Consider the following 22378-nt stretch of genomic DNA (forward strand, 5'->3'; position numbering starts at 1 on the left):
TGTTTATAATCTGACATACATATAACTATTTTGTCCAAGACACGAATACATGAAATCGAATACTCGTACAGTGAAATATTTTGATTGCCAAGTTAGCGCCCATGCTAATGACAAAAATTTAGGCGCAGTCGATTTGCCGCCGCGCTCTATGGCGGATTTGCTGGCTAATATGAAGGCGCATCTCACAGTAGACCCATGCCACCGTAGAAATAGGACAAAAACTGAAACTTTTCATATTGCAGATATTCAAATAGATACAGCTAGGAATAAAGCTATTATTCTTATAAATCGTTCGGATACGCTTGCTGCGGACCAAGCAATATCAGACCCAAGTTCGGCACACTTTAATGTTTCGCCAAAACAAGGCAATGAGGGAAATGCCTCATCCGCGCACGTAGCGATTAATTTAATTCCAGTTCGCGGTAATACATACGTCACCCTTATTGAAGACTCAATTGGAATAAGCAGTAAAGATGTTTGCATGCTGATAGGAATGGTTTTGCGAAGCTCGGCAATCGCGAATAGGACGTTTTTTTATGTCAATGATGCGAGTGGAGACCCTGCACTAAGAAGATTTGCAAAATATAAATTCTTATTCCGAGGACACTTATCCGCAAGCTTTGAAAAAGAATTAAATGCTGGCGTTTTAAGCGGGTTGGAAATATCTGACTTTACTAAAGCTGCTGTCGCTTTTGATGCAGCCGCAACTGCGATAGAACAAAAGAAAGTTATTTACTTAAAACCAAGAGACAAGAAGCATCCGGTATGGGACACTGTTAAATCTGTCTGCAAAACTGCTGACGCAAATCAGTTTTCTAGCGTACGAGTGGTCTACACTGATGATGCTAACTTCGCCAGAAAGGTCGAGCTCGATGCAAGAACTTTGCAACTTGTAAACGAAGACCGATTTGTAAAGAAAGCTCGGTTGGAAAATTTTACCGTTCGTCTCGATACCGGCTTTGAGACCGTGCATGGCGAGATTTCCGGGAAAATGTGTGCTCTTCTATGATTGAATAAAATGCTCTGGTATCAATTATTAAGACCCTTCAGTTATATATTAATCCAGCACCCTGTAATAAAGAGGGTGAATTGGCTCGTCCCTGCAATACTAACTGTTGCTGCATTAATTTTGATACTGCCGTTTAAACAGTCAATAAATATTTGGGGCGCGGATGGACTTATTTCATCCACACAGGGTTTTGTGCAGGGACTGCCTGGATTTTATATTGCCGCTCTTGCTGCCATTGCCACTTTTGGCCAACAAACAACTCTTGATAAGGTTATACCATCTCCCACACCGACACTACATACAAGTTATTCAGGTACATGGGTGGAAATGAAACTTACACGAAGAAGATTTTTATGTTTAATGTTCGCCTATTTGACAGCAGTAAGTATCGTCTTAAGTCTCCTGGCTTACTATTGCCGCGCAGTCGCAGCGCCAGCACGTAAGCTATTTATTCCCATGTTCGTTGACGTTTTATCGTTACTGGCATTAGGTGCATATCTGCTTTTTTTATTTCAACTTGTTGTAGTGACTTTATGGGGTCTTTATTATTTAGGGGATAGGATGCATCAACCTGACCCGTATGACCCACCATCCTTGCCACCAACTCCTTAATTGCCACCAACATATTGCCAACACTGTAGAGGGCAATATTTCCTGCTTCACTTGCGCTCACGCTCGGCGTTGGCTTCCTGAGCCTGAGCCTGCGTGTGAGCGCAACCTCACGTCCCGGGTGCGAAATTCCCCACCGCATCAAGAAGGCGGTCAAATCTTGCCGCATCTCCATTACCCGCCAGCGGCCTGGCTCGGCCACGGCCGCTCAACGACTGTTCAACGGACGTTCAACGACTGTTGCCACCCACCAACGCACCGTCTGGCTTAGGACGACGACGGCTCACTTTTGAGCCATCGTCGCGCGGCGGCGCGCGGCTGGCGAGGTATGCAACGTCAGCTAAATATGCAGCCCACGTCGGCCCGCTGTGCCGCTCGCCTTTGAGCCCGGCATGTCGTGGGCGCGAGGTAGTCCCGATTCGGGACAGGTGTCCTGTTTCGGGACTAGTCCCGATTTGGGACAGGGGGGTGTCCTCAGATTTGAGGAGACCCCGCCGCCAGAGTGGCTGGTTGTTTCCGGTGCTGGGAAAAGCCTGGCTGGGGTTCTCCCCCGTTCCGGGGAAAAGGTCGGCGCTCGAAGCGCCGCCACTTTCCCGGAAGACCGCCACAGTATTTGCGTGGCGGCCTTCGCAATTTTGGCGGTCTTCGCTCAATAATCCGGAAGAATCAGAACAATCCGTACTTTTTTCTGCGGATTCTTCTGATTCTTCCGGATTCTTGTCGACGACTTGCTCAGCAAATACCAGCTCCATCCGTCCGCAGTGAAAACGCCGACCGCCTGCCAGTGGTGTCCCGTGCACGACGGCCACAAGTTTTTGGCCGTGGGCAGCATGCCCAGGCAGGATTACCGATTCGGTAACGGTTAATGATTCGGTAACGGTTAATGATTCGGTAACGGGTTGCTGAATCGGTAACCCCTGCGCGGTGCCGGCTTCGACCTGGTGCGCGCCCTGGTGGGCACTGAGCGAAGAATTCCGCTGAGTGACGGGCACGGCCGCCCGCTGCAGCTATTCTGCAATGGGCTGAAAATTTAGCCGATTGCGGGTCGCATCTCTTTACCGTGAAGAGATGCGCCATTTGCAGGGTATCGACTCCCCCGAGCGCACTGGGCCGCAACCTCCTGAAAATTTAGGAGATTGGCGCGGCCGTGGTGGTGCCGGATAACGCTGGGCGCGCCGGCGGTAACGGAAGTGTAACGTTACAGTCACGCTACGGTAACGAAACCGTTTCGGAAGGGTGCAGGAAGGGTTCAGGAAGCGTACAGCCCCAAGGCTGTACATGGCCGGGACGTTAATCCGAGATGCGCTCTAATTTGAGCGCATCTCTTCACCGTGAAGAGATACATCCAAATTTGGATGTATTGCTCGACCGCGCTTAGGTAGCAAGCTCAGGCCTGCGCGCTGGCCTGTACCGCATGAGGCACAGCACCAGCACTCTACCGGCGGCAGGGCACGGCGAAGGCAAGGAGGGGGTAACGATTCGTTATGCCCTTGCGGATTTGCGACCTTCTCTAAGAGGGTTGAAAATTTGCGAGGAACTTTAAGTCCCTCGCAAACCAGCGGGTGCTTGCTCGGATTTGAAATCGAGGCAAGGCCTAGCGCAACCCATCCAGGGAAGCAAAACCGGCACATCGCCGGTATTGGCCAGCCAGCAGCTCGGCGCCAGGGTAAAGCCTACTCGGCGTAGGTTTTGGCCCAGCGGTTAGCGCCGGGCGTGGCTGCGGCTTTAATCTGCTCACGTGAAGAGTTTGTTTCGGGCTGGCAGCACAGGTTGATGCCGGTCCCCAGAACGGGGGACCGGGAAAAGGGGGTGCAGGAATAGCGCCCCCTTGCGATGGTTCCTTGGTCACATTTGAAATGCGGGCAAGTTCGGCCGACGCCGTGCCAGGCTAAGGGGGTAGCGAAATTCGATGCCCTTGCGACCAACTTTAAGTGGGTCGCAAATCGCGGCGGCCTGAACTGGTGGCGGGAAGATTTTCCGGCTACTCGGTTTGGCTCCGCCTGAGTGGTACATACGGGATTTCCCCGGATGTAACGTCCATGAAGAGGGCGCCGCAGTGAAGTCAGATTTCAAATCCGGCTTGGCAGGCGTAGCCCCGCAGGTGTTGCACAAAGCCAAACCTGCAGCACCGCGCCGGTCAATTCCCGTTTTGGCCGGTATTTGAGACGGCTATCTCGGCTTGCCATTGCTTCGGCCGCCGCCGGACGTACCGCCGGTAGTGCTCGGCCAACCGCCCGCATTGCCTGGACCTTGGCCGGCGCCCGCACCAGGGCGCGCACCGCCGCCGCTGGAACTGCCACCGGTCGTGCTTTGACGTGTGCCGGGGATGGTGACGCCACCCTTGCCTGTATTTCCGCTCGTTCCGCTCTTGCCCATGACTCGCTCCTCAAAATGGCGGCCATATGGCCGTGCCGCCATCGTATTCCAACCGTATCCAGGGTGGCGCGAGTCAGGATTGCGGACCGCTCGTGCTGACCACGAACTCCGGCCGGCCTGTAGCTGGCGCTGGTCGACGGCGCCGGCATAGGGTCGCGTTTGAAACGCGCACCCTTGCGCCAGGCGGCGCGCTGAGTACTTGCCCGAAAATTTGGGCCAGCGGCATTTGATTACGCACACCCTGTCGCAATCACACCGCGGCGACCAGCAGCATAAAGGGAGTGGTGATTCGCCACCCCCTTTGGCCTCAGCGGCTTGCTGCAAAGACGCCGGGAATTTTTCCGGCGTCAGGCCGCCCCGGCTAATTCTGTCCAGCGTCGCGGCGCCCGGCTTGGCCCGCCCACTGGCGACGGTCCCGAAAAATTGGGAGCGCGAGCCCGGTCACCTGCAGGCGGGCCAGTGTCGGCGAAGACGAACGGAAATTTTCGCGGGTGGGTGCGCAGGCCTGCAACCATGAGAGCGATGAAACATGGGGTTTCAAATCTCAGGACGAGGCTGGCCAGCTATTTCAGGCGATGGACCTTACATACCAGCCTGGACGGTATGTAGAAACACGCTGTGGCGCTTGGGCTTCGATGCCCCTTTGACGGGGCTTACAAGGGGCTTCACCGCGCACGAAATTCGTTCGCGGTCGGCACTTGCTGACGCAGGATTGTGGCCAGGGCATTTACTGACTGTTGCGACCGACCGCCGTCGCCCCAAAGCGGAAGTACAAGTGAGCCGAAAACTCAGTATCTGGCGTTAAAGTCTCAAAGCTACTGTCCAGTCTTTTTCATTCGGTATGCAATGGCAGCATACAAAAAAGCGACTCCGGCCATCCCGGCTGCAACGCCATATTGATGGCCAAGGCAGAGGCTAGCGCTACTCAAACCAAAAATACCCGCAACGATTGCAATACCTATTGATTTCTTCATTTATTTAAATTTTTAGGAATAAAAATGACGGGTCTGCTTTTAGCCGATAGCGGCCTTTCCAGGAAGCATCGCCGCGAGAGCACCTTGTGTCAAGCTTTATTGGCTCGTGTGCAACTTTATTGTGCTTCGCCATCGGCGCCTGAAGAAAGCCCGGCATTTGATTTCGCAGCGGCGCAAAGCAAGCATTGGCGCGGCCTACAGCCTGGCCGGGATGTCTGCCATTTGAATTCCGTTTGAAATGGGGGAAATTTTCTGCGCGTGAGGAAGTAAGAGGTCTAGGTCGGAAAGGCTCCAGAGATTCGCCCCCGCCCCGCCTATGGTGTCTGTCGGCCCCGCTGGCGCGCACCAGGCGGCCCGCCATGCCTTCGCCGCACGTCACGCCTTGGCCTGGCCCATCAGGGTGCAGTCCGATGCCACAGCGCCGTAATCGCCCTCGCTTCCGACAGTCTTCCACCGGAATTCCAGCGGAAACAGGCGACTTTCCGGCGGAAACGAGCGATTTTCCAGCGGAACGAAGCGCCGACAATGGCAGACCGCCCAAGCTGGCAAAGCCTACAGCCCGTCGGGTTTGACGCGGCGCTGCCGTGCTTGGCGCTGCGACCGATGCCGTCCAGCAGTTGGACGCCATCCGTTTTACCTTTTTTTGTCCACGTTTATGACAGCGGAGGGATGAAGCGGTCCTGCACATATGGCCCCTTTGAGATTCCATGCGCCCCCGTACCCTACCAAGCTGCGCGCCGCCCGTCTCAACGCTGGCCGGCCTGTTTGCCAAGGGCATTAAACCGTTTATCCCCCTTCAGTCGCGCGGCTTGGCGCCAGCTCCCAGCCTTGGCCGCGTATCCGTTTTAACTGCATATTTCGCGGGTGTAAAAATTCGAGGAACCAGACGGTCTTTTGTCGGTAAGGGCCTGGACTTTTGACCCGCCCTATCCCTATAGGGTTGCAGCGCCACCACCGGGGCAGCGCTCGAGCATCCCCATCATCCCCGGCCACCTATGGGGGGCTTTGGTGTGGCCTTGGGTCTGCGACAGGGTGACGGTCGCGAAGAACGAGTCTGTATATGCGAACAGTATTGAATAATAACTAATCGTTGCCATATTGAAAATGCCTTCATCGCGCTACATTCGGTAGCCGAGGAGTACTCAAAGAAAGATAACCATGCAACCAGAATACAGGCTTCAACTTGGGATTGACCAATCATTCACGGTTACCACCGTCTCTGACAAATGGAAGGCCAGCAAGGGCCAAGATACAGACACCGCCCAATATGAGGTGAGGGACCCAAGCGGAGAATTAGTTACGCAGTATGAAATCCGAGACTCGACATCCATGTATCCGCCTTTCGGACGAAGTGTGAGTTACACCGAATATTCAGCGACCGGACAGGAGACCGGCTCCGGTCGGCTGAATTTTTAACTGCGCGTCCGCCTGCTTCGGTTAGGTAATCACCTCCGGCTGTGCGTAACCCGAATGGATGCATTCGCCGCCTCTAGCGTTGCGGGCCGGGCCTCATGCCACCCGTCGCCCAAGCCATCAGCGCCGGGCCAACTGGTGTGCGGGGCGTTGTGCTTGCCTGGCGTGGCCGGCGCCGTGACGAACTCGCCAACGTCGACGTTCCAATGTTCGGCCGGGTGGTCGTCGTCGCGGTGGCGGTCGTAGTCGTCGGCGCGCGGGTTGGCTTGCTGGTCGACCTGCAGCTGGCCAGAATATTCTGGCGAGTGCTGCTGCCCTGAAAATTTAGGCCAGCTGCACTGGGCCGAGATTTCAGCCGAGTGACTGGCGCTGCTGATGCTGCTGCATGCTGCATGCTGCATGCTGCATGCTGCCAGGCCAAGCGTACGAATTTCGTCCGGCTGGTTGGCGTTCCTGTAATTCCGGGAATTTCCCTGTTTTACGCTAACTGGCGCCGCACTGCTGGTCGACCGCGCGCATCGCGCAGCAGCCTGCTCGTCATCGGCAAGGCGACAAATTTCGTCGGGCTGGTCAGCACCGGCATCGTACTGGCCTTTCCCCAGGGCGGGCTTGCTGCTGGTGGCATGGCACACGGTGGCATAGGCGGGCGTGCCGCTGGCCTTCCTGCTGGTGGTCCTGCGTCCGGTCGGTGTGTCAGGTACCGGCGCAGCTTTGCCGGGCAAGGTGTCCTGCGCTGGCGTACTGCTGGCCTGCTGCAGCGTCGCGGTGCGCTTGGGCTTTGGCGTGCTGGTGCTGGGCGCGGCCGTGCTGCTGGGCGCGGCCGTGCTGCTGGTCGACCTGGTGCTGGTGCTGGGCGTCGATGGAGTGGCGGCCGGCCTGCTGGCGGTCGAGCTAAGCTTACCGGCGCGCGGTGCTGCTGGCGCGCAGGCAGGCGTGGCGGTCGATGTCTTGGCGCGCCTGGCCGGTGCTGCATGGCCGACCTTGGCGTTACATGGCGTTACATGCTCGATACTGGGCGCATGCTGGTGAGCGGGCACCGCGGCGGCGACGGCAGGCTGTGCGGCCCGGGTGTCGTCGGCAGGAACGATACCCTTGGCGGCCGAGCGCTTGGCCGGGGTGTCGACGGTAGGCTCGATACCAGAATCACCAGTCTGCGGGCGGCCACCTGGCGCCGCTTGTTCCTCGATGGTGTGCGCGCGGTGCTGCTGGTCCTGCTGGTGGCAGGCCTGCTGTATTCCAGCCTTTGCCGTCTGTGTGTCGACCTGGTCAACAGCTGGCGCAATACCGGCGGTGCTCGTGAGTGGTGATGGGCTGGTGCTGGCGGCCATCTTGCTCGTGCGCTTCCGCGTATTGGCGGTGGCCACCTGGCCGGCCGGGCTGGCGGTGCTCTGTTCGATGCCAGCGGCCCGGTGGTGAGCGGTCGCCGGTGCGCTGGTGGTCGACGTCGTGCTGGCCACCTTTGGCGCGTTGCGCTTTCGCTTCGGCGTCGCGCTGGTCGGCCTGGCCGGTGCAGCCGTCACGGTCTTGGCCTGGCGCTTGGTGGCGGGGCGCTTCGTCGGTGCAGCGCTGGCCAGGCCTGCGTCGTGGTCCGATTGCTGGCCGACCTGCTGATGGGCGTGCTGCTGGCTGCGCTCCACTGCAATTGCCTCGACTGTCGAGCATACCGTCGACAGTGCCATGCCGGCCTTGCCTGGCTCGGTTGCATCATGCGACAGCGTTGCAGTTTGATTTCCCATCGCTCGGGTGGCCGGCGCAGGCGATGCAGGATTTCCGGTATCGGTGCTGCACTGCTCGATGCTGGTGGTGCTGCGCTCCCGCTGCATGCCGCTGGTCGATGGCTGGGCCGCTGGGCTGGAGCTGGCTTGCTGGCCGGGGGCGGAATTGCTGGCGCTTGTTGGGTTGGACGATGGTGGGAAATTGGGCGCGGAAATTGGAAGTCCTAACAGAGCATAGGAGTTTTCATTTTCAGGCAAAAAAACACCTGCCGTTTGCGCGCGCAAATGTCCTATAGGAGATTTTTTGTAAATCCTGTCGGGGCTTTCCGGCCGCACCTTGCGGGTCATCGTCGCAACGAACGAACCCTTGACCACCGGCGCCGGCATGGCCAGGCCCAGCGCCACGAGCAGAGGCTCCGGGTTCTTGGCGTGCGGGACCAGCAGCGCATCGATGGCGCGCTCGGTCAGTCCACTGTTCGCCTGCAGGGTCTCACGCAGCAGCGCAATGCCGGCGGCGCGCTGGGAGGTACTGTGGCGCTTCTTCGCTGCCGGCATGCGCAGGCCGTATTGCTTGGCCACCTGTTCGTGGAAATCCTTTTGCATCGCCTTCATGGTCGCACGGTTGCCCAGCAGCTCGGAGCCTACCAGTTTGCCGTCGCGGACCGGGAGCAGGACCAGGTGCAGATGTGGGCTGCTTTCGTCGTTGTGCACGATGGCGCTCAGCAGCGGCACGCGGTAGTGCTGCTGGGCCCAGGCCGCCGTGTCGCGGAAGTACGCAAGGTGGTCGATGAGCAGGCCGGCCGGCAGACTGGCGACAATCTCGATGCCGAGCGTCGCATTTTTGCGTGGCGCCACAATGCCGTGCTCGCGCATCGCATCGCGCGCGGCGCTGGCCACGCCGTCAGCGGTAGCTGGGCCATGCAAGGTCACGTTCAGGTGGATGCGGCTTGCGTCTATCCCGCTTTCGGCGCCAACACCGATTTCCGCCTGCAGTTCGCGCGCGTTGTGACGCATCACGTTCAGGATGACGGCATCCGCGCAGCTCGCGCGCGTGGTCTTCACGCTCAGCGGCTTGACTGCCAGGAAGTGCGCGCCCTCTGTCATGCACATCCCCGTGCCGTGGCGCCCATCAGCGCAGCCAGTGCAGGCGGAACCGGCACCAGAAATGGCAGCAGGTCCAGTGCACGGAGCAGCGCTGTGCCGGTGGCGGTCACAGGTCGCCCCAAAACGCCCCTTGTCGCGGGTCGCTCTTGCGGCGCAGGGCGTTGATACGCGCCGCGTCAGCCTTGCACTTGTTCGCCTTCTTGCGACTGTCAGCGCGCGCGGCTTTCACCTGGTCAACCCAGAGCCGGGCGCCGAGTGCGAACGCACGGGCGATAGTTTCCTGCGGGAGCCAGTACGTCGTCACCGATGTGATGCGGCCGTCCTTTGTGCCAACAGCCACATCTCCGCGGTAAAAGTTCCAGCCGTAACGCTTGGCGACTTCGCAAATGACAGCAGCAAGACGAGTTGTGCTTTGCGCGAAAACGCTTTCCATACCGGTCATCGCGGCGCCTTCAAGCATAGCTGCGAGGACGGCGGCACGCACTGTGTTGTGGCGTACTGGCAGGGTTCCGGGAGTATAATCGCGCTTGTCTGGGGCGCTCTCATCATTCGTGGTGGGGGCGTTTTTCATTGGACGCCGCCTTCTCCCGAAACGATGCGCTTGATGTCCGCCACGGACCACGCCAAGCGGCCGTAAATGCGGATAGGGCGCAGCGGGCCGTCTTCATGACAGGCCCACTTTCTGAGTGTCTGAGGTTTTCGGCCCAGGTGAAATGCGGCTTCGTTGGTGTCGATGACGGTGCGATTTTCACACACCAAAGCGGGATACTGATTATTGGCTTGCATCGTCGTGTCCTTTCGTTGACAGGTGACGAATGCAGCTTAAATTTCAGGAGAAAAAAAAGCTTTCTCAATCTACTTTCTAAAATTTAGAAAAAATATTTAGAAAGCTTTCATCTTCGCCTTGTGCTTGTACCACGCCGCCCTCGCCTTTTCGTAGGAAATATGACGCTTATCCGCGACGACCTGAATCACTTCGGTAACCTTTGCGCCTGGATTGTCTTTGATGCACCACGAAACGTCAGCGAAGATATCGAACGCTTCTTGTTCTGTGCGGCTAAGGAACTCAACGGGGCTCGCAGGGTTCCATGGCAGTGGAAAGGAGTCGTTCCACGCACCGCCAGCCAAGATTTTATAGAACTCCCTTGCAAAGTATTTCAGCGCCCAATCGGGCGGCACTTTGTTCGCTGAAATCTTTTGGCAATAGAGGCCCATTACTCGTGCTGGATATTCTGCGAGCTCATCTTCTGATAATTCGTCAGCCTTGAGCCGCTTAAAATAGTCTTCGAAATCGAAACTCGTATCTTCGAGATGGATGAGCCCATCGGTCAAATAGTCATTGCCGGGCATGTCGTCGTCCGGCGTCCCGTCGTCTTTTGATGTCATATGCGCTCCTTCAAGCGCCTTCATAAATGAGGTGCTGCAGCCGGTCGGTGAAGGTGCCGACGTTCCCCCGCTAAAGGTAGGCTGCAGCGTTAAATCTTGCCTGATGCGGCCAGGCGGCCGTGGTGCTATCGCAGCGTGTTCGTTGTCATGCGCCGCATCTCGCCATCTTTGCTTTCGATGCGGAAGCCGAGCCGGCCGAAGAAAGCACGGCGCCGCGCGCCATGGCAGTACAGGGACATATGGTACACGGTGGCGTGCTGGCGCAGCAGCTCCCGCATAAAGCGGTGCCCCAAGCCTTTGCCCTGGTGCTCGGGGGCGACGAACAGCAGCCAGAGGTGGGGAATGGTCCCGCCGGTGGCCGGCCGCTGCTCGATGATGGCGAAGCCGTACGGGCGCCGCTCCAGGCTGGCGCGGCCGGCGGCAACAGCAGTTACGATATCGGCTTCAACCAGGCCGCCAATGTCTAGCGCATCCTGGTGCGCCACCGCGAACTGTGCCAGCTGAGTGTCCGTCAGCGTGGTGAAGTCAGGTGCGGTGCCGGCCATCAGTTGCCGACCACACGCAGACCGGCCGGCGCAGCGGTGAAGACGATACCTGCCTCGTCCAAAATAAACTTCTCGATTTTCAGGTGCCATTTTCTCAGTAAGTCCAGGGGGCGGCGGATGTAATTTTGCTCGCGCACGCCTTGTGGGGCGTGACCTTGAATCTGAGCGGCAATGCCGGCCGGCGTCTCCACCCACTCACTGAGTGTGGCGAAACTTCGCCGCAGGCCATGCAAGGTGAGATGCGGCAAACCGGCAGCGGCCACCGCTTCGTTGTGAGCTATGCGCGGCTCAGCTAGTTTGCCAGATTCGGCGGCCAGGCTGCTGAAAACCCATTCGTTCCGACGCGGAAGCGCGGCCAACAGGTGGGCAATGTAGGGCGTCAGCGGCACCATGCGGAAGTCCTCAACCTTGTCGCCCAGCTTCATGCTGGCCCACTGAAAATCGACGTCAACCCAGCGAAGCGCCGCCACCTCTTCGCGGCGCGCACCTATCAGCAAAAGGGTCTGCAGGTATGCAGAGATAACGGTGTTGCCTATCTTGCGGACTTCGCCAAACCATGCAGCTAGTTGCTCTCGCTGCAGCAAGTCATGTTTCACCTTCGCCTTGCCAAGGATTTCACGGGCTTTGGCGCTCTTGGCGACATTCCTTGTCACGATAGCGGAGTAGTCAGGATGGGCGGCGCTCCAGTTCAGAAATGCTTTAAGCAGCCTCATGGCCAGCCGCGCACTGGACGGGCGTGTCAGCGTCTCCACTTTGGCCCATTCCTCTATCCTCGCATCGGTCAGGGTAATCAGGCGCTCATTGGCCAGGACGGCAAGCGGGCCGGCCTTAGTTTCCTTGGGGCTGCGTTTTCGCGCTTCGCCGCCGGCCTGGATTATTTTCCGGTGGGCCGATATCTGGTGTTCGCCCCAATGAGGTGCACGCTCCGCGACGTAGACCGGCCAGACTTCTCCGAGTGTCACAGACTCGCTTCGCAGCCGCAGCGACTCCGCTTGCCGGGCTGCCGCCTCGGCATCCCGCACGGCCTGTTCAGCCGCCAGCGTATCAGCCTTGACCAAGCGCGGGTCTTGGCCGTTGTCAATGATGACCTTCAGCCTGCGCGCTTCCGCCTGCGCGGCCGGTATTGTCCAGGTGCCCGGCGCGCCGATAGTCACCCGTATGGCCTTGCCGTGCAGCTTTGCCTGGAAGATGTATGACTTTGCCTCATTCGCGGTCGCGCGTAGTGCAAGGCCAGGCGCTGCGGAGTCCCACAAGAAAGATTGACTCTTGCCGGACTCGCACTTGAAAGCGTCAACTCTGCCCGCCGTGAAATTTACCTTTGCCATCGATTTTCCGCTCTCCATGAAGCCATGTAACCACCATGTAACCCGATTTGAAGTATACCCATCAATATCTATCAACACAAGAAGAGCCAAATTTGAAGATAAGTATTTGATTTATATGAATTCATTAGTTTTTATGAATTCCAATCAACACCTCGGAATGCCATTACTTGATGATTTGTAATCATCAGGTGGCCAGTTCGAAACCGGCAGTCGGCACCAGAATATCAAGGGCTTACAGAAATGTAAGCCCTTTTCTTTTGGATCAGTAGCAAGCAAGTGACAACGCCAACTTATAGTTGCGCCTCTCTTGATTACAAGCAATCACACCTCACGTACTACTTTCCAGCGTGGCTTCTTGTCGACGTTCCCGGCAAAGATAGGCATAAATCAGTGTGGTTTCCAGGCTGGTGCACGGTGGAACCCTTTTTGCCGCATGACGACATACAGAAGCACGTTGGCCGACCTCGCCGTCTAGCGGCAAAGCCATCCAGCCGATATACTGGCGCTTATCGATTTCGTTTGACAATTATCAAAACTACTGTACATTTATACAGTTAAACTGATTTCATCCACTTTCCGCACATGTTGCATGGGCCAGAGCATCATGCACGGCAATATGTTGACAGCGATGTACTTTGTGCGTAGATTGATCTCGAATAGCTATCCAAATTGCTCAAAATTGATGCGATGGAGGCTCAAAATTATGCAAAACTTATATTCCGAAAAGAAAGCCGCGCAGGTTGCCGCTTACTTCCTATTTCAAGCCCAAGGCCGCCTTCCTGTACTTAAGCTGATGAAGTTGCTTTATCTAGCAGAGCGGCGCTCATATGAGATGTACGGCGATCCGATCATTGGCGACAAGCTTGTTTCTATGGATCACGGACCTGTTCTGTCTCAAACATTGAATCGCATTAACGGAATGTCCTCATCTGAAGATAATGGGTGGGATGCGTGGATCGCGGATCGTGAGGATCATGCTGTGGCTTTGCGTGACGGAAGTCGGATTCGCTCGCCAGAGCAAGACCTTCTGGAATTATCTGAAGCCGAGTTTGAAGTTCTCGCAGAAACTTGGAAAGATTTTGGTCACTTGAGCAAATATCAGATTCGCGACCTCACTCACAAAATTTGCCCTGAGTGGGAAGATCCTGAAGGCTCATCAGTACCCATCACGTTAGAAAAATTGTTCGAAGTACTTAAATTTAATAATGAACAGACACGGTTACTGAAAAAACAATTGCGCGAGCAGCAGGCGATCAACGCCGCTTTTATATCGGCGGCATGATGTCCGGTTGGTTACCGCGAGCCAAGGAAACACTCCTCATACCATCTGGTCCTGGTGGTATGTTTCATTTATTTATAGTACTAAATGACCCGGCGCTCATCAATGGCTATCCTGACAACATGTGTGCGCTGGTATGCGTTTGTTCGACCTATCCGAACGTCCCGTTCGATGCAACTTGTGAGCTTCAGGTCGGAAGCCATCCTTTCGTAGAGCATCGCAGTCACATCGCCTACAAGCATACTCGACTGGAGCCTGCGGCAACATTGTCGCAATTGGTGGAGAGCGGGGTGTTTCGTGTGCACCGTCCTTGCGGAGACCCGCCTTTTTCAGAGATCAAAGCCGGGCTGAATGCATCGAAGTTCACGAAGGGTGCCTTCAAACGACTACCAATTTAGTTGTGTAGCTAACCTTTTTTCTTCCCAGGCGCCTGCAGGATGCTCCTGGCGCCATTGACGCTCATCGCGACCCGAAGTGAGCGCATAGCGTGGGACGCAACGCGGACTATCTCCACCCACACGCCGACAAGACCAACTGAAGTCCCGGTTTTAACCGACAGCAATGTTGCCAGCATGATGGCAGCCTTCGCCAGATTCGCAATCGCCTTGCTGCACCGCGCAATGACTATCAGCACGTTTAGGCGCAAGATGAGCACGTGCTTGCGCAATGCAGGCTCCCGATGTCTGGCTTGCCTACCTGGGGAAACATCATGTCCGCACACACTTACAAGCTCATCGAACTGGTGGGAACATCGACCGAAAGCAGTGATCAGGCGATACGCGATGCCATTGCCAAGGCGGCGCTGACGGTCAAGCATATGGACTGGTATGAAGTGACGGAATCGCGCGGCCATATCGTCGATGGCAAGGTGGCGCACTTCCAGGTCACGCTGAAGGTCGGCTTCCGGCTGGAATAACGCAAAGCGGCGCGTTCATCACCGCCGCCCGGCCACCACCCGGCTCTCCAGCCACTCACGGCCGCCGGCCTCCAGCGCGGCCTCGATCACCTTTTCCGGCAAGCTATATACCGTTGCCCAACTGGCGCGGCCATCCTGCGTATTCGCGGGGAAACTGTGCGTCTCGATGGGCCAGTGGTACTTGCGTTTCAGCGCTTTCACGATGGCGGCCAGGGAGACGCGGCCTTGCAGCGGCTCGGCGCCGGACTGGTCGCGGTTCGACAGCAGCACGGCCAGGACCTGGCCGCGGCCCGTGCGCGCGCCGGGGAAAGTGGGAGTTTTGTTTGCCATGGCCTATTTTACCGGGCGTGGCGCGATGTGCCGCACCTTTGATCTGGCGCAAGCGCCGCACCGGCTTTGCGGCCACGATGGGTATTTCGCCAGGCGTGCCGGCGCCCCTCCGGCAGCCTGGGCCACTCATCACGGGGCACAGGAGCCTATCATGCACAGCCTGAACATCCATGCCATGCAATGGCAACCCGTTGCCGATATTTCCGCCGTCGACCCGCTGCTGCCCGCGGATCTGGCCTGCTTTCGTGAATTGCGCGACGTGCTGCAGCGCTATGGCGCACTCGACCGCTTCGGCATTTCCCTGATCCACCGCCATTTCGACATCGCCGACGACGAAGAGCTGATGGAATACACGGATGTGGCGCAACGCACCTTGACGGTCAAACCTGTCAAGAAAAGCGACATCGATTGGCAGCACACGACCATTACCAACTGGAAATTGACGGAAGGCGAGGAAGTGGCGCGCATCGGTTGCGGTTGCGCAAGCAATTCGGGTGGCCACCTGGGCTATCACCGTGGTACCTGAGGCTGGCCGACGCCGCCCATCAAGCGGCGTCGGCCTTTCTTACAGTTGACCTCTTCCAGTTCAGTCCGCTTCAGGCAAGTATTTGATTCAATAAGCTTTTTTTATATGGCACGCAAGCTGCTTATCCCTGTCTACGAGATGAATCCAGGCAAGTCATTCTGGATTCTTTGTCCCCCGGATTTTCCGAGACTGACTACGATAAGAGGCTGCGATGAACGTCGATCACACACGAAGCAAGACCCTGGGCTGGCTGGGCGCACTGGCGGCGGCAAGCCTGCTGGCCAGCGGCCAGGCGCAGGCCGGCGCGTACGGCCTGGCCGTCAATGAGTTGAACAATTTCCGCATCACCACCAGTGCCGGCAGCTTGTCGCTGGCCGGCGCCAACCGCAATGCCAGCGACAGCGCCTTCTTCGAAGGTGGCGCGGCCGTCAATCCGCGCGCCGTCAATACGGGGCCGGCCGCCAACGCCGACGTACTGCAAGTGTGTTCGGGGAGCGGCTGCAGCGGCTTGCCGCAAAACCGCTACGCACCCAGTCCCAGCTCCACCCTGGAATTCGCGCGCGGCGATGCGCACTCCTTCGGCAATATGCTCACGGCCACCGGCTCCACCGTGAGCGCTGTTGCGGAAGCACAGCGCAACACGGTCGGTGCCGCCACGGCCACGGCCGGCGACACGCTCACCGGTTCCATCAATCTGACCCTGTCGAGCGCCGGCTTCATCACCTTCAGCTTCATGGGACGGCGCGACTTGCGCACCAGCGTGACGACCATGGGCGACAAGTCGAACGTGTCGATCATGGATATTTTCAATATCTCGTGCAATGCCGCCAGCCCCGCCGGCTGCCTGTCGAACGCGAACGCCGATGGCGTGATCTTCCAGTTCGCTCCCGACGGCAACCCGAACAATGGCAGCGATATCAACGGCAACCATGGCGCCGGCAGCCTCGACCCGTTCAGCCTGAACATGACGGCCGGCACCAACGACCCGGCCACCGGGCGCGCCTTCACGAATGGCTTTGCGATGTTTTCCCTGACCTCGAATTTCGCCATGCCCGCCGGCAGCTATACCTTGAATTTCTCCAAGTCCACGCGCACCGATATCGTCGTCATCGATCCCCTGGTCGTCCCTGAGCCAGGCACGCTGTTCCTGTTGGGCACGGGACTGGCGGCCCTGGCGTTCACGCGCCGGCGCCAGTCGAAGTAATCAGCAGCATGCAAAACACGCGGCGCCTCATGGGCGCCGTTTTTTTTGCCTCCACAGCGGCGTTTTAACCGAGCCGCGCCAGTGCCTGGCGCGCCAGTTGCAACTGCTGCAGATAATAGCGGTGCAGCATGGCCGGATCGCTCAGGTCGCGCCCCAGTACCAGGCGCAGCTCGCTGGCCGGGCAGTCGGCGGCCTGGGTCTGCACCTGCGTCCCAAGCTGGCGGGCCAGCTGACGCGCCGCCTGCTCTTGCGCGGGCCGGTATTCGACGCGCGTGCGCGCCACCTGGAAGCTGGTTTCATTGGCCAGGCGCACCACTTGCACGGGAGCGACGGCCAGGCTGCGCGCCAGCGCGGCGGCCATGCCCGGCACGCCGTTGCCATTCACAATTTCCAGGCGCGGGCGCGGCGCGACCGCCGCCGGCATGGGCCGCTCGGGCACTGCGGCGGGTACGCTGCGCGCCGTCGCCGTCGCTGGCACACGCTGCAGCTGGGCCATGCCATCGCTCTGCGTGATCTCCACGCGCGCCATGACGGGCGCCTCCGGCAGCGGCGCGGGCACGGGCACAACCTTCGGCGCCGCCTCGCCGCGCAAGACCGCCAGGTCGCGCCGCAAGTCATGTTCCTGCAGGCTCTGCGCCTGGCGCCGCATGAGGGCCGCGCGCTCGCGCTGTCCCAGGCGCTCCAGCACCTGCGCCAGGTGCTGCCAGGCCAGCGCATTGAGCGGATCGAGCAGGCATGCCTGTTCCAGCACAGTCAACGCTTGCGCGTCGCGCCCGCTCAGATAATAGGCATGGCCCAGATTGCTGAACAGATAGGCCTGCTGCGGCAGCGCCATGCCCGTTTCCTGCGTCAGCGCCTGCCACTGGGCGATGGCGGCGGCGTGCTCGCCCCGCTGCGCATGCAGCACGGCCAGGCCGTTGCGCGCATTCACGTGGCGCGGCGCATGGCGCAGCGCCTGTTCATAGGCCGCCTGCGCGGCGGGCAGGTCGCCCCGCTCGAAATGCTGGCGCCCCGCGACATAAGCGGCATCGGCGTCAGGCCACGCCGGCACAGGTGTCTGGGCCAGTTGCGTGGTACAGGCGGCCAGTCCAAGGCAGGCACAGGCGGCGGCCAGGCGGGAGAGCGTCAAGCGCATGGTGACTCCTTTCAGCGGCTGGCCATGGCCGGCACGAGCACGCGATAGACTTCGATCACGGCCGGCCCCATGAGCACCAGCATCAGGGTGGGAAAGACGCAAAATATCAGCGGGAACAGCAGTTTTAACGCGATCTTCGCCGCCGCCTCCTCGGCCAGCAGGCTGCGCTTGCCGCGCAGGTTTTCCGAATGCACGCGCAGTGAATCGCCCATGCTGGTGCCGAAACGTTCCGATTGGATCAGCATGGCGACCAGGGTGTCGACATCTTCCACGCCGCTGCGCAGGGCCAGGTTGCGCAGCGCCTTTTCCTTGGAAAAGCCGGCGCGCATTTCCATCAGCACCAGTTGCAATTCCTGCGCCAGCACCACGCTTTTGATGTGGATCTCGCCCGATACCTTGACCAGCGCGCGCTCCAGGCTCAGGCCCGCTTCCACGCACACGGTCAGCAAGTCGAGCGCATCGGGGATATTTTCAAAGATGTCGCGCTGGCGCCGCTTGGCCGTGCTGGCCAGCACCAGGTTAGGCAGGTAATAGCCGATGGTGGCGCTGACGCACAGCAGCAACAGCAGCACGCTGCGCAGCTGCGCCGCCATGGCGCTGGCCGCGTACAGCCCCAGCACGGTGGGAAACAGCAGGGCCAGCACGGTTTTCGCCGCAAAGTACAGGGCGGGCGCGCTCGCTTGCCGCCAGCCCGCATTCATGAAGCGCGTGCGCAGCGGCGAGCGCTCCCAGCCCTCTTCCGGCAGCGACAGCTTGCTGAACGGCTGCGCCACGCGCGCCACGCGCTCCACCCAGCCAGAGTCGGCCACCGCATCGCTGGCCGCAGGCGCCGTGGCGCCGAACAGGCGCTGGCGCAAGGTGCCGGGAAAGAAGATCAGCCACGCCAGCAGGGCCAGTGCCACCACCACGGCAAAGACGATCAACAGGAACAGCAGTTGCGGGCCAGTCATGGCGTTTTCTCCACGTTAGATACGGATGCGGATCACATTGCGCATCCAGACGACACCCAAGGCCACCATGCCGGCCGCGTACCACAGCAATTTGATGCCGCTGGGATCGGTCCACAGCAGGCGGATGTATTGCGGGTTGACCAGCGCCATGACGCCGATCATCACCACCGGCATCAGTCCCAGCACCCAGGCCGACATGCGCCCCTCGGCCGACAGCACGCGCACCTGCCCCAGCAGTTTCAAACGGGCGCGGATGATGCGCGCGATGCTGACCAGCACTTCGGCCAAGTTCCCCCCCGATTCGCGCTGCACCAGCACGGCGATGACGAGGTAGCGCAAGTCCGTCAGCGGAATGCGCGCGGCCAGGTTTTGCAGCGCCTCGTTCATCGGCACGCCGTAATTGATTTCCTCGTGCGCCATTTTGAATTCGCCGCTGATCGGTTCATTGAGTTCATCGCCCACCATCTGCAGCACATTCGAAAACGAGTGCCCGGCGCGCAGCGCGCGGGCCAGGAAATCGGCCGCTTCCGGCAGTTGCGCCTCGATCTTTTTCAACCGCGCCGCGCGCGCGCGCAGCACGAACAGGCACGGTCCGCTCACGGCGCTGGCCAGCAGCAGCAAGGCACCGGGAAAAGGCATGGACCAGGCCGCCAGCAGCAGCAAGGCCGCCAGCAACAGGGCACCCGTGACGCCGAGGAATTGCGCCACCGACCAGGACAGGCCCGATTGCAGCAGCAGGTGGTCCAACTGCGCCGCCCGCGGCGCGCGCCGCAGCAAGCGCTCCAGCCCGGGCGCACGCGCATAGCGGCGCTGCTTGAGGATGGAGACCCGCTCGCCGCCCGCCTCGCCGCGCGCCGCCATCAGCCGCAAGCGCCGGTTGATGCGCCGCGCCGCGCTGCCGTGCGTGCCCGACCACCACAGCCAGGCGCCTTCCACCATCAGGATGCAGGCGGCAAACAGCAGCACGGCAAAGCCGTAGAACACCAGGTCCATGATGCGCCCTCCCTTACTCGTAGATGCGATCCGGGTCGAACACGCTGTCCGGCACGGGTGCGCCAAACATGCGCAAGCGCTCCGTGAAGCGGGGCCGCACGCCCGTGGCGCAGAAGTGGCCCTGCACCTTGCCCTCGGCATCCACGCCCGTCTGCTCGAAGCGGAAGATTTCATGCATGGCGATGATGTCGCCTTCCATGCCCGTCACCTCCTGCAGGCTGACCAGCTTGCGCGCGCCGTCCGTCAGGCGCGACACCTGCATCACCACCGTCACGGCCGAACAGATCTGCTGGCGCGTGGCGCGTGGCGTCAGGTTCACGCTGGCCATGCCGACCATGTTTTCCAGCCGCGCCAGCGCGTCGCGCGCCGTGTTCGAGTGGATGGTCGCCAGCGAACCTTCATGGCCCGTGTTCATCGCCTGTAGCATGTCGAGCGCCTCGGCGCCGCGCACCTCGCCCAGGATGATGCGGTCGGGCCGCATGCGCAGCGCATTGCGCACCAGCGCGCGCTGGCTCACTTCGCCCTTGCCCTCGATATTCGGCGGACGCGTTTCCAGGCGCACCACGTGCGGCTGGCGCAACGCCAGTTCGGCCGCATCCTCGATGGTGACGATGCGTTCGCTGCCGGGAATGAAGCCGGACAGCACGTTGAGCAGGGTCGTCTTGCCGCTGCCCGTGCCGCCCGAGATCAGGATATTCACCTTGGCCTGGCCCAGCGCCTGCAGCACCTGCACCATGGGCGGCGTCAGGCTTTTGTAGTCGAGCAGGTTGGCGATGCTCAAAGGCTGCACGGCAAAGCGCCGGATCGACAATATCGGGCCATCGACGGCCAGCGGCGGAATGATGGCATTCACGCGCGATCCGTCCGGCAGGCGCGCGTCGACCATCGGGCTCGATTCATCGACGCGCCGTCCCACGCGCGAGACGATCTTTTCGATGATCTTCATCAGGTGCGCATTGTCGTGGAACGTCACGTCCGTCAGCTGCAGCCGCCCGCCCCGCTCCACATACACCTTGTCGCAGGTATTGACGAGGATGTCGGACACGCTGGCGTCGGCCAGCAAGGGTTCGAGCGGGCCAAAGCCCAGCATCTCGTGCTGGATATCGAGCACCAGGCTATGCCGCTCGTGCTGGTTCAGCACGATGCGCTCTTCCTCGATCACGCGCTGCACCAGCAGCGCCAGCTCGTGCTTGAACTGCTCCGCCGTCAGGCGTTTCAGGCGCTCCAGGTCGATACGGTCGAGTATCGTCTGGTGCATGGTCTTTTTCAGTTCCTGGTAGGCGTGCAGCGCCAGCGCGCCCTGTCTATTCGTGGCGGGGCGCACCGTTTCATTCGCCGCCAGGCGTTCGCGTAAAGTCATCTCGGCTCCCATGATGGCTCCCGGCGGGAGCCTTGACACAATTCAGCTGCCGCCCCGTCAAGCCTCGCTGCGGCTGAACAGGCGGTCGAACAGGCCGCGGCTTTCCGTCACGCGGCGCGCCGTCACCAGCTCCACCAGCTCGGCCAGGCTGCGCGCCACGGCGCTGGTGCGCGATAGCTGCAGCAGCGGAATGCCTTGGTTGACGGAATCGGTGGCGGCGATGTAATCGTTGGGCACCGTGTGCACCACTTCCGCGCCCAGCGCCTGCTCCAGGTCCGCCAGGCGCAGGCGCCCGCCCTTTTCATAGCGGTTGACGATCAGGCGCAGGCGCTCGCCCGGATAGCCGAGCGAGCGAAAGATGTCGAGCAGGCGCCGGCCGTCGCGGATGTCGGGCAGGGCCAGTTGCAGCACCGGATAGATGGCGTCGGCGTTGTCGAGCGCGCGCAGCGACAGCGCATCGATCTGGCGCCCCACGTCGAGCACGATGTAGTCGTAGTGCTGGCGCGCCACGGCCAGGATGCGGTCCATGTGCTCGGGCTGCATGTCGACCTTGTGCGCGGGGTCGTCGGCCGCCGCCAGCACGCCGAAGTTCGGCGTCACGTGCACCAGGCACGAGGCGAGAAAGGCGCCATCCATGCGCGCGATCTGCGCGCAGATGTCGGACAAGGTCATGGCCGGCTTCTGGTCCGACACGTACAGGGTGGCGTCGCCGAACTGGCCGTGCAGGTCGATCAGCAGCACCTTGCAGCCGGCCAGGCTGGCCAGCGCGTAGGAAAAATTCGTCGACAGGAAGGTGGCGCCGCTGCCACCCTTGCACGAGATGAAGGCGAGCACTTTGCCGTCGCGCATCTGCGTCACGCCGGCCTGGATGTCGACCCGGTCCATCGCCTCGTGAAAGGCCTTGTGCACCAGCGGCAGCTGCAGCACTTCGCGCATGCCGGCGCGCATGGCGCGGATCAGCACATCCTGTTGCTGGCCCCGCGTGAGCAGCATCAGCACGGCCAGCGGATACTGGCGCGCCAGCCGCTCCAGCAAGTCCGCCTCCTCGGCGTCAAGGCCGCTGGCGTCGACGATCACCAGCTCGGGCGCTTCGGGCAGCATGCGTTCGACGGCGTCGCGCAGGCCGCTGCGCCGCTCCAGCAGACGCAGCACCGGCATGCGGGCCGCGCCTTGCGCGGCGATTTCTTCGTGCAAGCTGGCGTCGCGGCTAATCATCAAGGCTTTCATCG

General features: G+C 60.1%; 19 protein-coding genes. 6 read left to right on the forward strand and 13 right to left on the reverse strand.

Translation table 11 applies throughout. The annotated features are described in order from the left end of the window. Positions 1-49: 49 nt before the first annotated feature. Positions 50-1009, forward strand: coding sequence for a hypothetical protein (locus tag KY494_RS16640; RefSeq protein WP_219887553.1), 960 nt, complete (start codon positions 50-52; stop codon positions 1007-1009). Positions 1010-1018: 9 nt separating this feature from the next. Continuing rightward, positions 1019-1621, forward strand: a complete 603-nt coding sequence (locus tag KY494_RS16645; protein ID WP_219887554.1) for a hypothetical protein — start codon at positions 1019-1021, stop codon at positions 1619-1621. A 4792-nt stretch (positions 1622-6413) separates the two neighbouring features. Here the strand turns inward: KY494_RS16645 and KY494_RS16650 are convergent. The 6 genes from KY494_RS16650 to KY494_RS16675 form a co-directional block, all read right to left on the reverse strand. Continuing rightward, positions 6414-9200 carry a plasmid recombination protein gene (locus KY494_RS16650; RefSeq protein ID WP_219887555.1) on the reverse strand — a complete coding sequence of 929 codons (2787 nt, stop codon included), beginning with the start codon at positions 9198-9200 and terminating at the stop codon, positions 6414-6416. Positions 9201-9306: 106 nt separating this feature from the next. Continuing rightward, entirely contained in the window at positions 9307-9771 is a 465-nt protein-coding gene (locus tag KY494_RS16655; RefSeq protein ID WP_219887556.1) for a hypothetical protein, read from the reverse strand. Continuing rightward, positions 9768-9986, reverse strand: coding sequence for a DNA-binding protein (locus tag KY494_RS16660; RefSeq protein ID WP_219887557.1), 219 nt, complete (start codon positions 9984-9986; stop codon positions 9768-9770). The genes KY494_RS16655 and KY494_RS16660 overlap by 4 nt, the downstream gene beginning before the upstream one ends. Positions 9987-10082: 96 nt before the next feature. Beyond that, positions 10083-10586, reverse strand: a complete 504-nt coding sequence (locus KY494_RS16665) for a hypothetical protein (RefSeq protein WP_219887558.1) — start codon at positions 10584-10586, stop codon at positions 10083-10085. A 125-nt stretch (positions 10587-10711) separates the two neighbouring features. Continuing rightward, positions 10712-11131, reverse strand: coding sequence for an N-acetyltransferase (locus KY494_RS16670; RefSeq protein ID WP_219887559.1), 420 nt, complete (start codon positions 11129-11131; stop codon positions 10712-10714). Further along, positions 11131-12456 (reverse strand): integrase family protein, encoded by a 1326-nt coding sequence (locus KY494_RS16675; protein ID WP_219887560.1) that lies wholly within the window; start codon positions 12454-12456, stop codon positions 11131-11133. Before KY494_RS16675 ends, KY494_RS16670 begins: the two co-directional genes overlap by 1 nt. A gap of 589 nt (positions 12457-13045) precedes the next feature. Here KY494_RS16675 and KY494_RS16680 point away from each other — a divergent pair. Beyond that, entirely contained in the window at positions 13046-13738 is a 693-nt protein-coding gene (locus KY494_RS16680) for a Panacea domain-containing protein (RefSeq protein WP_219887561.1), read from the forward strand. Positions 13739-14141: 403 nt separating this feature from the next. Here KY494_RS16680 and KY494_RS16685 read toward each other — a convergent pair whose 3' ends face one another. Next, a complete protein-coding gene (locus tag KY494_RS16685) occupies positions 14142-14402 on the reverse strand; it encodes a hypothetical protein (protein ID WP_219887562.1) in 261 nt (86 codons plus the stop codon). A 42-nt stretch (positions 14403-14444) separates the two neighbouring features. Here KY494_RS16685 and KY494_RS16690 point away from each other — a divergent pair, with 42 nt between their 5' ends. Continuing rightward, complete coding sequence (locus KY494_RS16690; RefSeq protein WP_034753599.1) at positions 14445-14651, forward strand: dodecin; 207 nt, start codon at positions 14445-14447, stop codon at positions 14649-14651. An 18-nt stretch (positions 14652-14669) separates the two neighbouring features. Here KY494_RS16690 and KY494_RS16695 read toward each other — a convergent pair whose 3' ends face one another. Next, the gene (locus tag KY494_RS16695) at positions 14670-14981 is read right to left on the reverse strand and encodes a hypothetical protein (protein WP_219887563.1); all 312 of its coding nucleotides are present in this window, start codon (positions 14979-14981) and stop codon (positions 14670-14672) included. A gap of 151 nt (positions 14982-15132) precedes the next feature. Between KY494_RS16695 and KY494_RS16700 the strand changes: the two genes are divergently transcribed. Then, complete coding sequence (locus tag KY494_RS16700) at positions 15133-15507, forward strand: hypothetical protein (RefSeq protein WP_219133976.1); 375 nt, start codon at positions 15133-15135, stop codon at positions 15505-15507. A 211-nt stretch (positions 15508-15718) separates the two neighbouring features. Next, complete coding sequence (locus KY494_RS16705; protein ID WP_219887564.1) at positions 15719-16711, forward strand: EDSAP-1 family PEP-CTERM protein; 993 nt, start codon at positions 15719-15721, stop codon at positions 16709-16711. Positions 16712-16775: 64 nt separating this feature from the next. Here KY494_RS16705 and KY494_RS16710 read toward each other — a convergent pair whose 3' ends face one another. The 5 genes from KY494_RS16710 to KY494_RS16730 are packed head-to-tail and all read right to left on the reverse strand — an operon-like array spanning position 16776 to position 22376. Continuing rightward, positions 16776-17846 carry a LytR C-terminal domain-containing protein gene (locus tag KY494_RS16710; protein WP_219887565.1) on the reverse strand — a complete coding sequence of 357 codons (1071 nt, stop codon included), beginning with the start codon at positions 17844-17846 and terminating at the stop codon, positions 16776-16778. Between the two features lie 11 nt (positions 17847-17857). Further along, a complete protein-coding gene (locus tag KY494_RS16715; protein ID WP_219887566.1) occupies positions 17858-18796 on the reverse strand; it encodes a type II secretion system F family protein in 939 nt (312 codons plus the stop codon). A gap of 15 nt (positions 18797-18811) precedes the next feature. Then, complete coding sequence (locus KY494_RS16720) at positions 18812-19789, reverse strand: type II secretion system F family protein (RefSeq protein WP_219887567.1); 978 nt, start codon at positions 19787-19789, stop codon at positions 18812-18814. Between the two features lie 13 nt (positions 19790-19802). Further along, positions 19803-21149 (reverse strand): CpaF family protein, encoded by a 1347-nt coding sequence (locus KY494_RS16725; protein WP_219887568.1) that lies wholly within the window; start codon positions 21147-21149, stop codon positions 19803-19805. Positions 21150-21206: 57 nt separating this feature from the next. Then, complete coding sequence (locus tag KY494_RS16730; protein WP_099761020.1) at positions 21207-22376, reverse strand: AAA family ATPase; 1170 nt, start codon at positions 22374-22376, stop codon at positions 21207-21209. Positions 22377-22378 lie beyond the last annotated feature (2 nt).

Source organism: Janthinobacterium sp. PAMC25594 (assembly GCF_019443505.1).
GTDB lineage: Bacteria > Pseudomonadota > Gammaproteobacteria > Burkholderiales > Burkholderiaceae_D > Janthinobacterium.

Coding starts and splice junctions, on each gene's coding strand:
- KY494_RS16665 (WP_219887558.1), bottom strand. CDS start 10,586: ATGACATCAAAAGACGACGGGACGCCGGACGACGACATGCCCGGCAAT.
- KY494_RS16710 (WP_219887565.1), bottom strand. CDS start 17,846: ATGCGCTTGACGCTCTCCCGCCTGGCCGCCGCCTGTGCCTGCCTTGGA.
- KY494_RS16655 (WP_219887556.1), bottom strand. CDS start 9,771: ATGAAAAACGCCCCCACCACGAATGATGAGAGCGCCCCAGACAAGCGC.
- KY494_RS16730 (WP_099761020.1), bottom strand. CDS start 22,376: ATGAAAGCCTTGATGATTAGCCGCGACGCCAGCTTGCACGAAGAAATC.
- KY494_RS16680 (WP_219887561.1), top strand. CDS start 13,046: ATGGGCCAGAGCATCATGCACGGCAATATGTTGACAGCGATGTACTTT.
- KY494_RS16675 (WP_219887560.1), bottom strand. CDS start 12,456: ATGGCAAAGGTAAATTTCACGGCGGGCAGAGTTGACGCTTTCAAGTGC.
- KY494_RS16660 (WP_219887557.1), bottom strand. CDS start 9,986: ATGCAAGCCAATAATCAGTATCCCGCTTTGGTGTGTGAAAATCGCACC.
- KY494_RS16640 (WP_219887553.1), top strand. CDS start 50: ATGAAATCGAATACTCGTACAGTGAAATATTTTGATTGCCAAGTTAGC.
- KY494_RS16720 (WP_219887567.1), bottom strand. CDS start 19,789: ATGGACCTGGTGTTCTACGGCTTTGCCGTGCTGCTGTTTGCCGCCTGC.
- KY494_RS16650 (WP_219887555.1), bottom strand. CDS start 9,200: ATGACAGAGGGCGCGCACTTCCTGGCAGTCAAGCCGCTGAGCGTGAAG.
- KY494_RS16645 (WP_219887554.1), top strand. CDS start 1,019: ATGCTCTGGTATCAATTATTAAGACCCTTCAGTTATATATTAATCCAG.
- KY494_RS16700 (WP_219133976.1), top strand. CDS start 15,133: ATGCACAGCCTGAACATCCATGCCATGCAATGGCAACCCGTTGCCGAT.
- KY494_RS16690 (WP_034753599.1), top strand. CDS start 14,445: ATGTCCGCACACACTTACAAGCTCATCGAACTGGTGGGAACATCGACC.
- KY494_RS16695 (WP_219887563.1), bottom strand. CDS start 14,981: ATGGCAAACAAAACTCCCACTTTCCCCGGCGCGCGCACGGGCCGCGGC.
- KY494_RS16715 (WP_219887566.1), bottom strand. CDS start 18,796: ATGACTGGCCCGCAACTGCTGTTCCTGTTGATCGTCTTTGCCGTGGTG.
- KY494_RS16725 (WP_219887568.1), bottom strand. CDS start 21,149: ATGACTTTACGCGAACGCCTGGCGGCGAATGAAACGGTGCGCCCCGCC.
- KY494_RS16670 (WP_219887559.1), bottom strand. CDS start 11,131: ATGGCCGGCACCGCACCTGACTTCACCACGCTGACGGACACTCAGCTG.
- KY494_RS16705 (WP_219887564.1), top strand. CDS start 15,719: ATGAACGTCGATCACACACGAAGCAAGACCCTGGGCTGGCTGGGCGCA.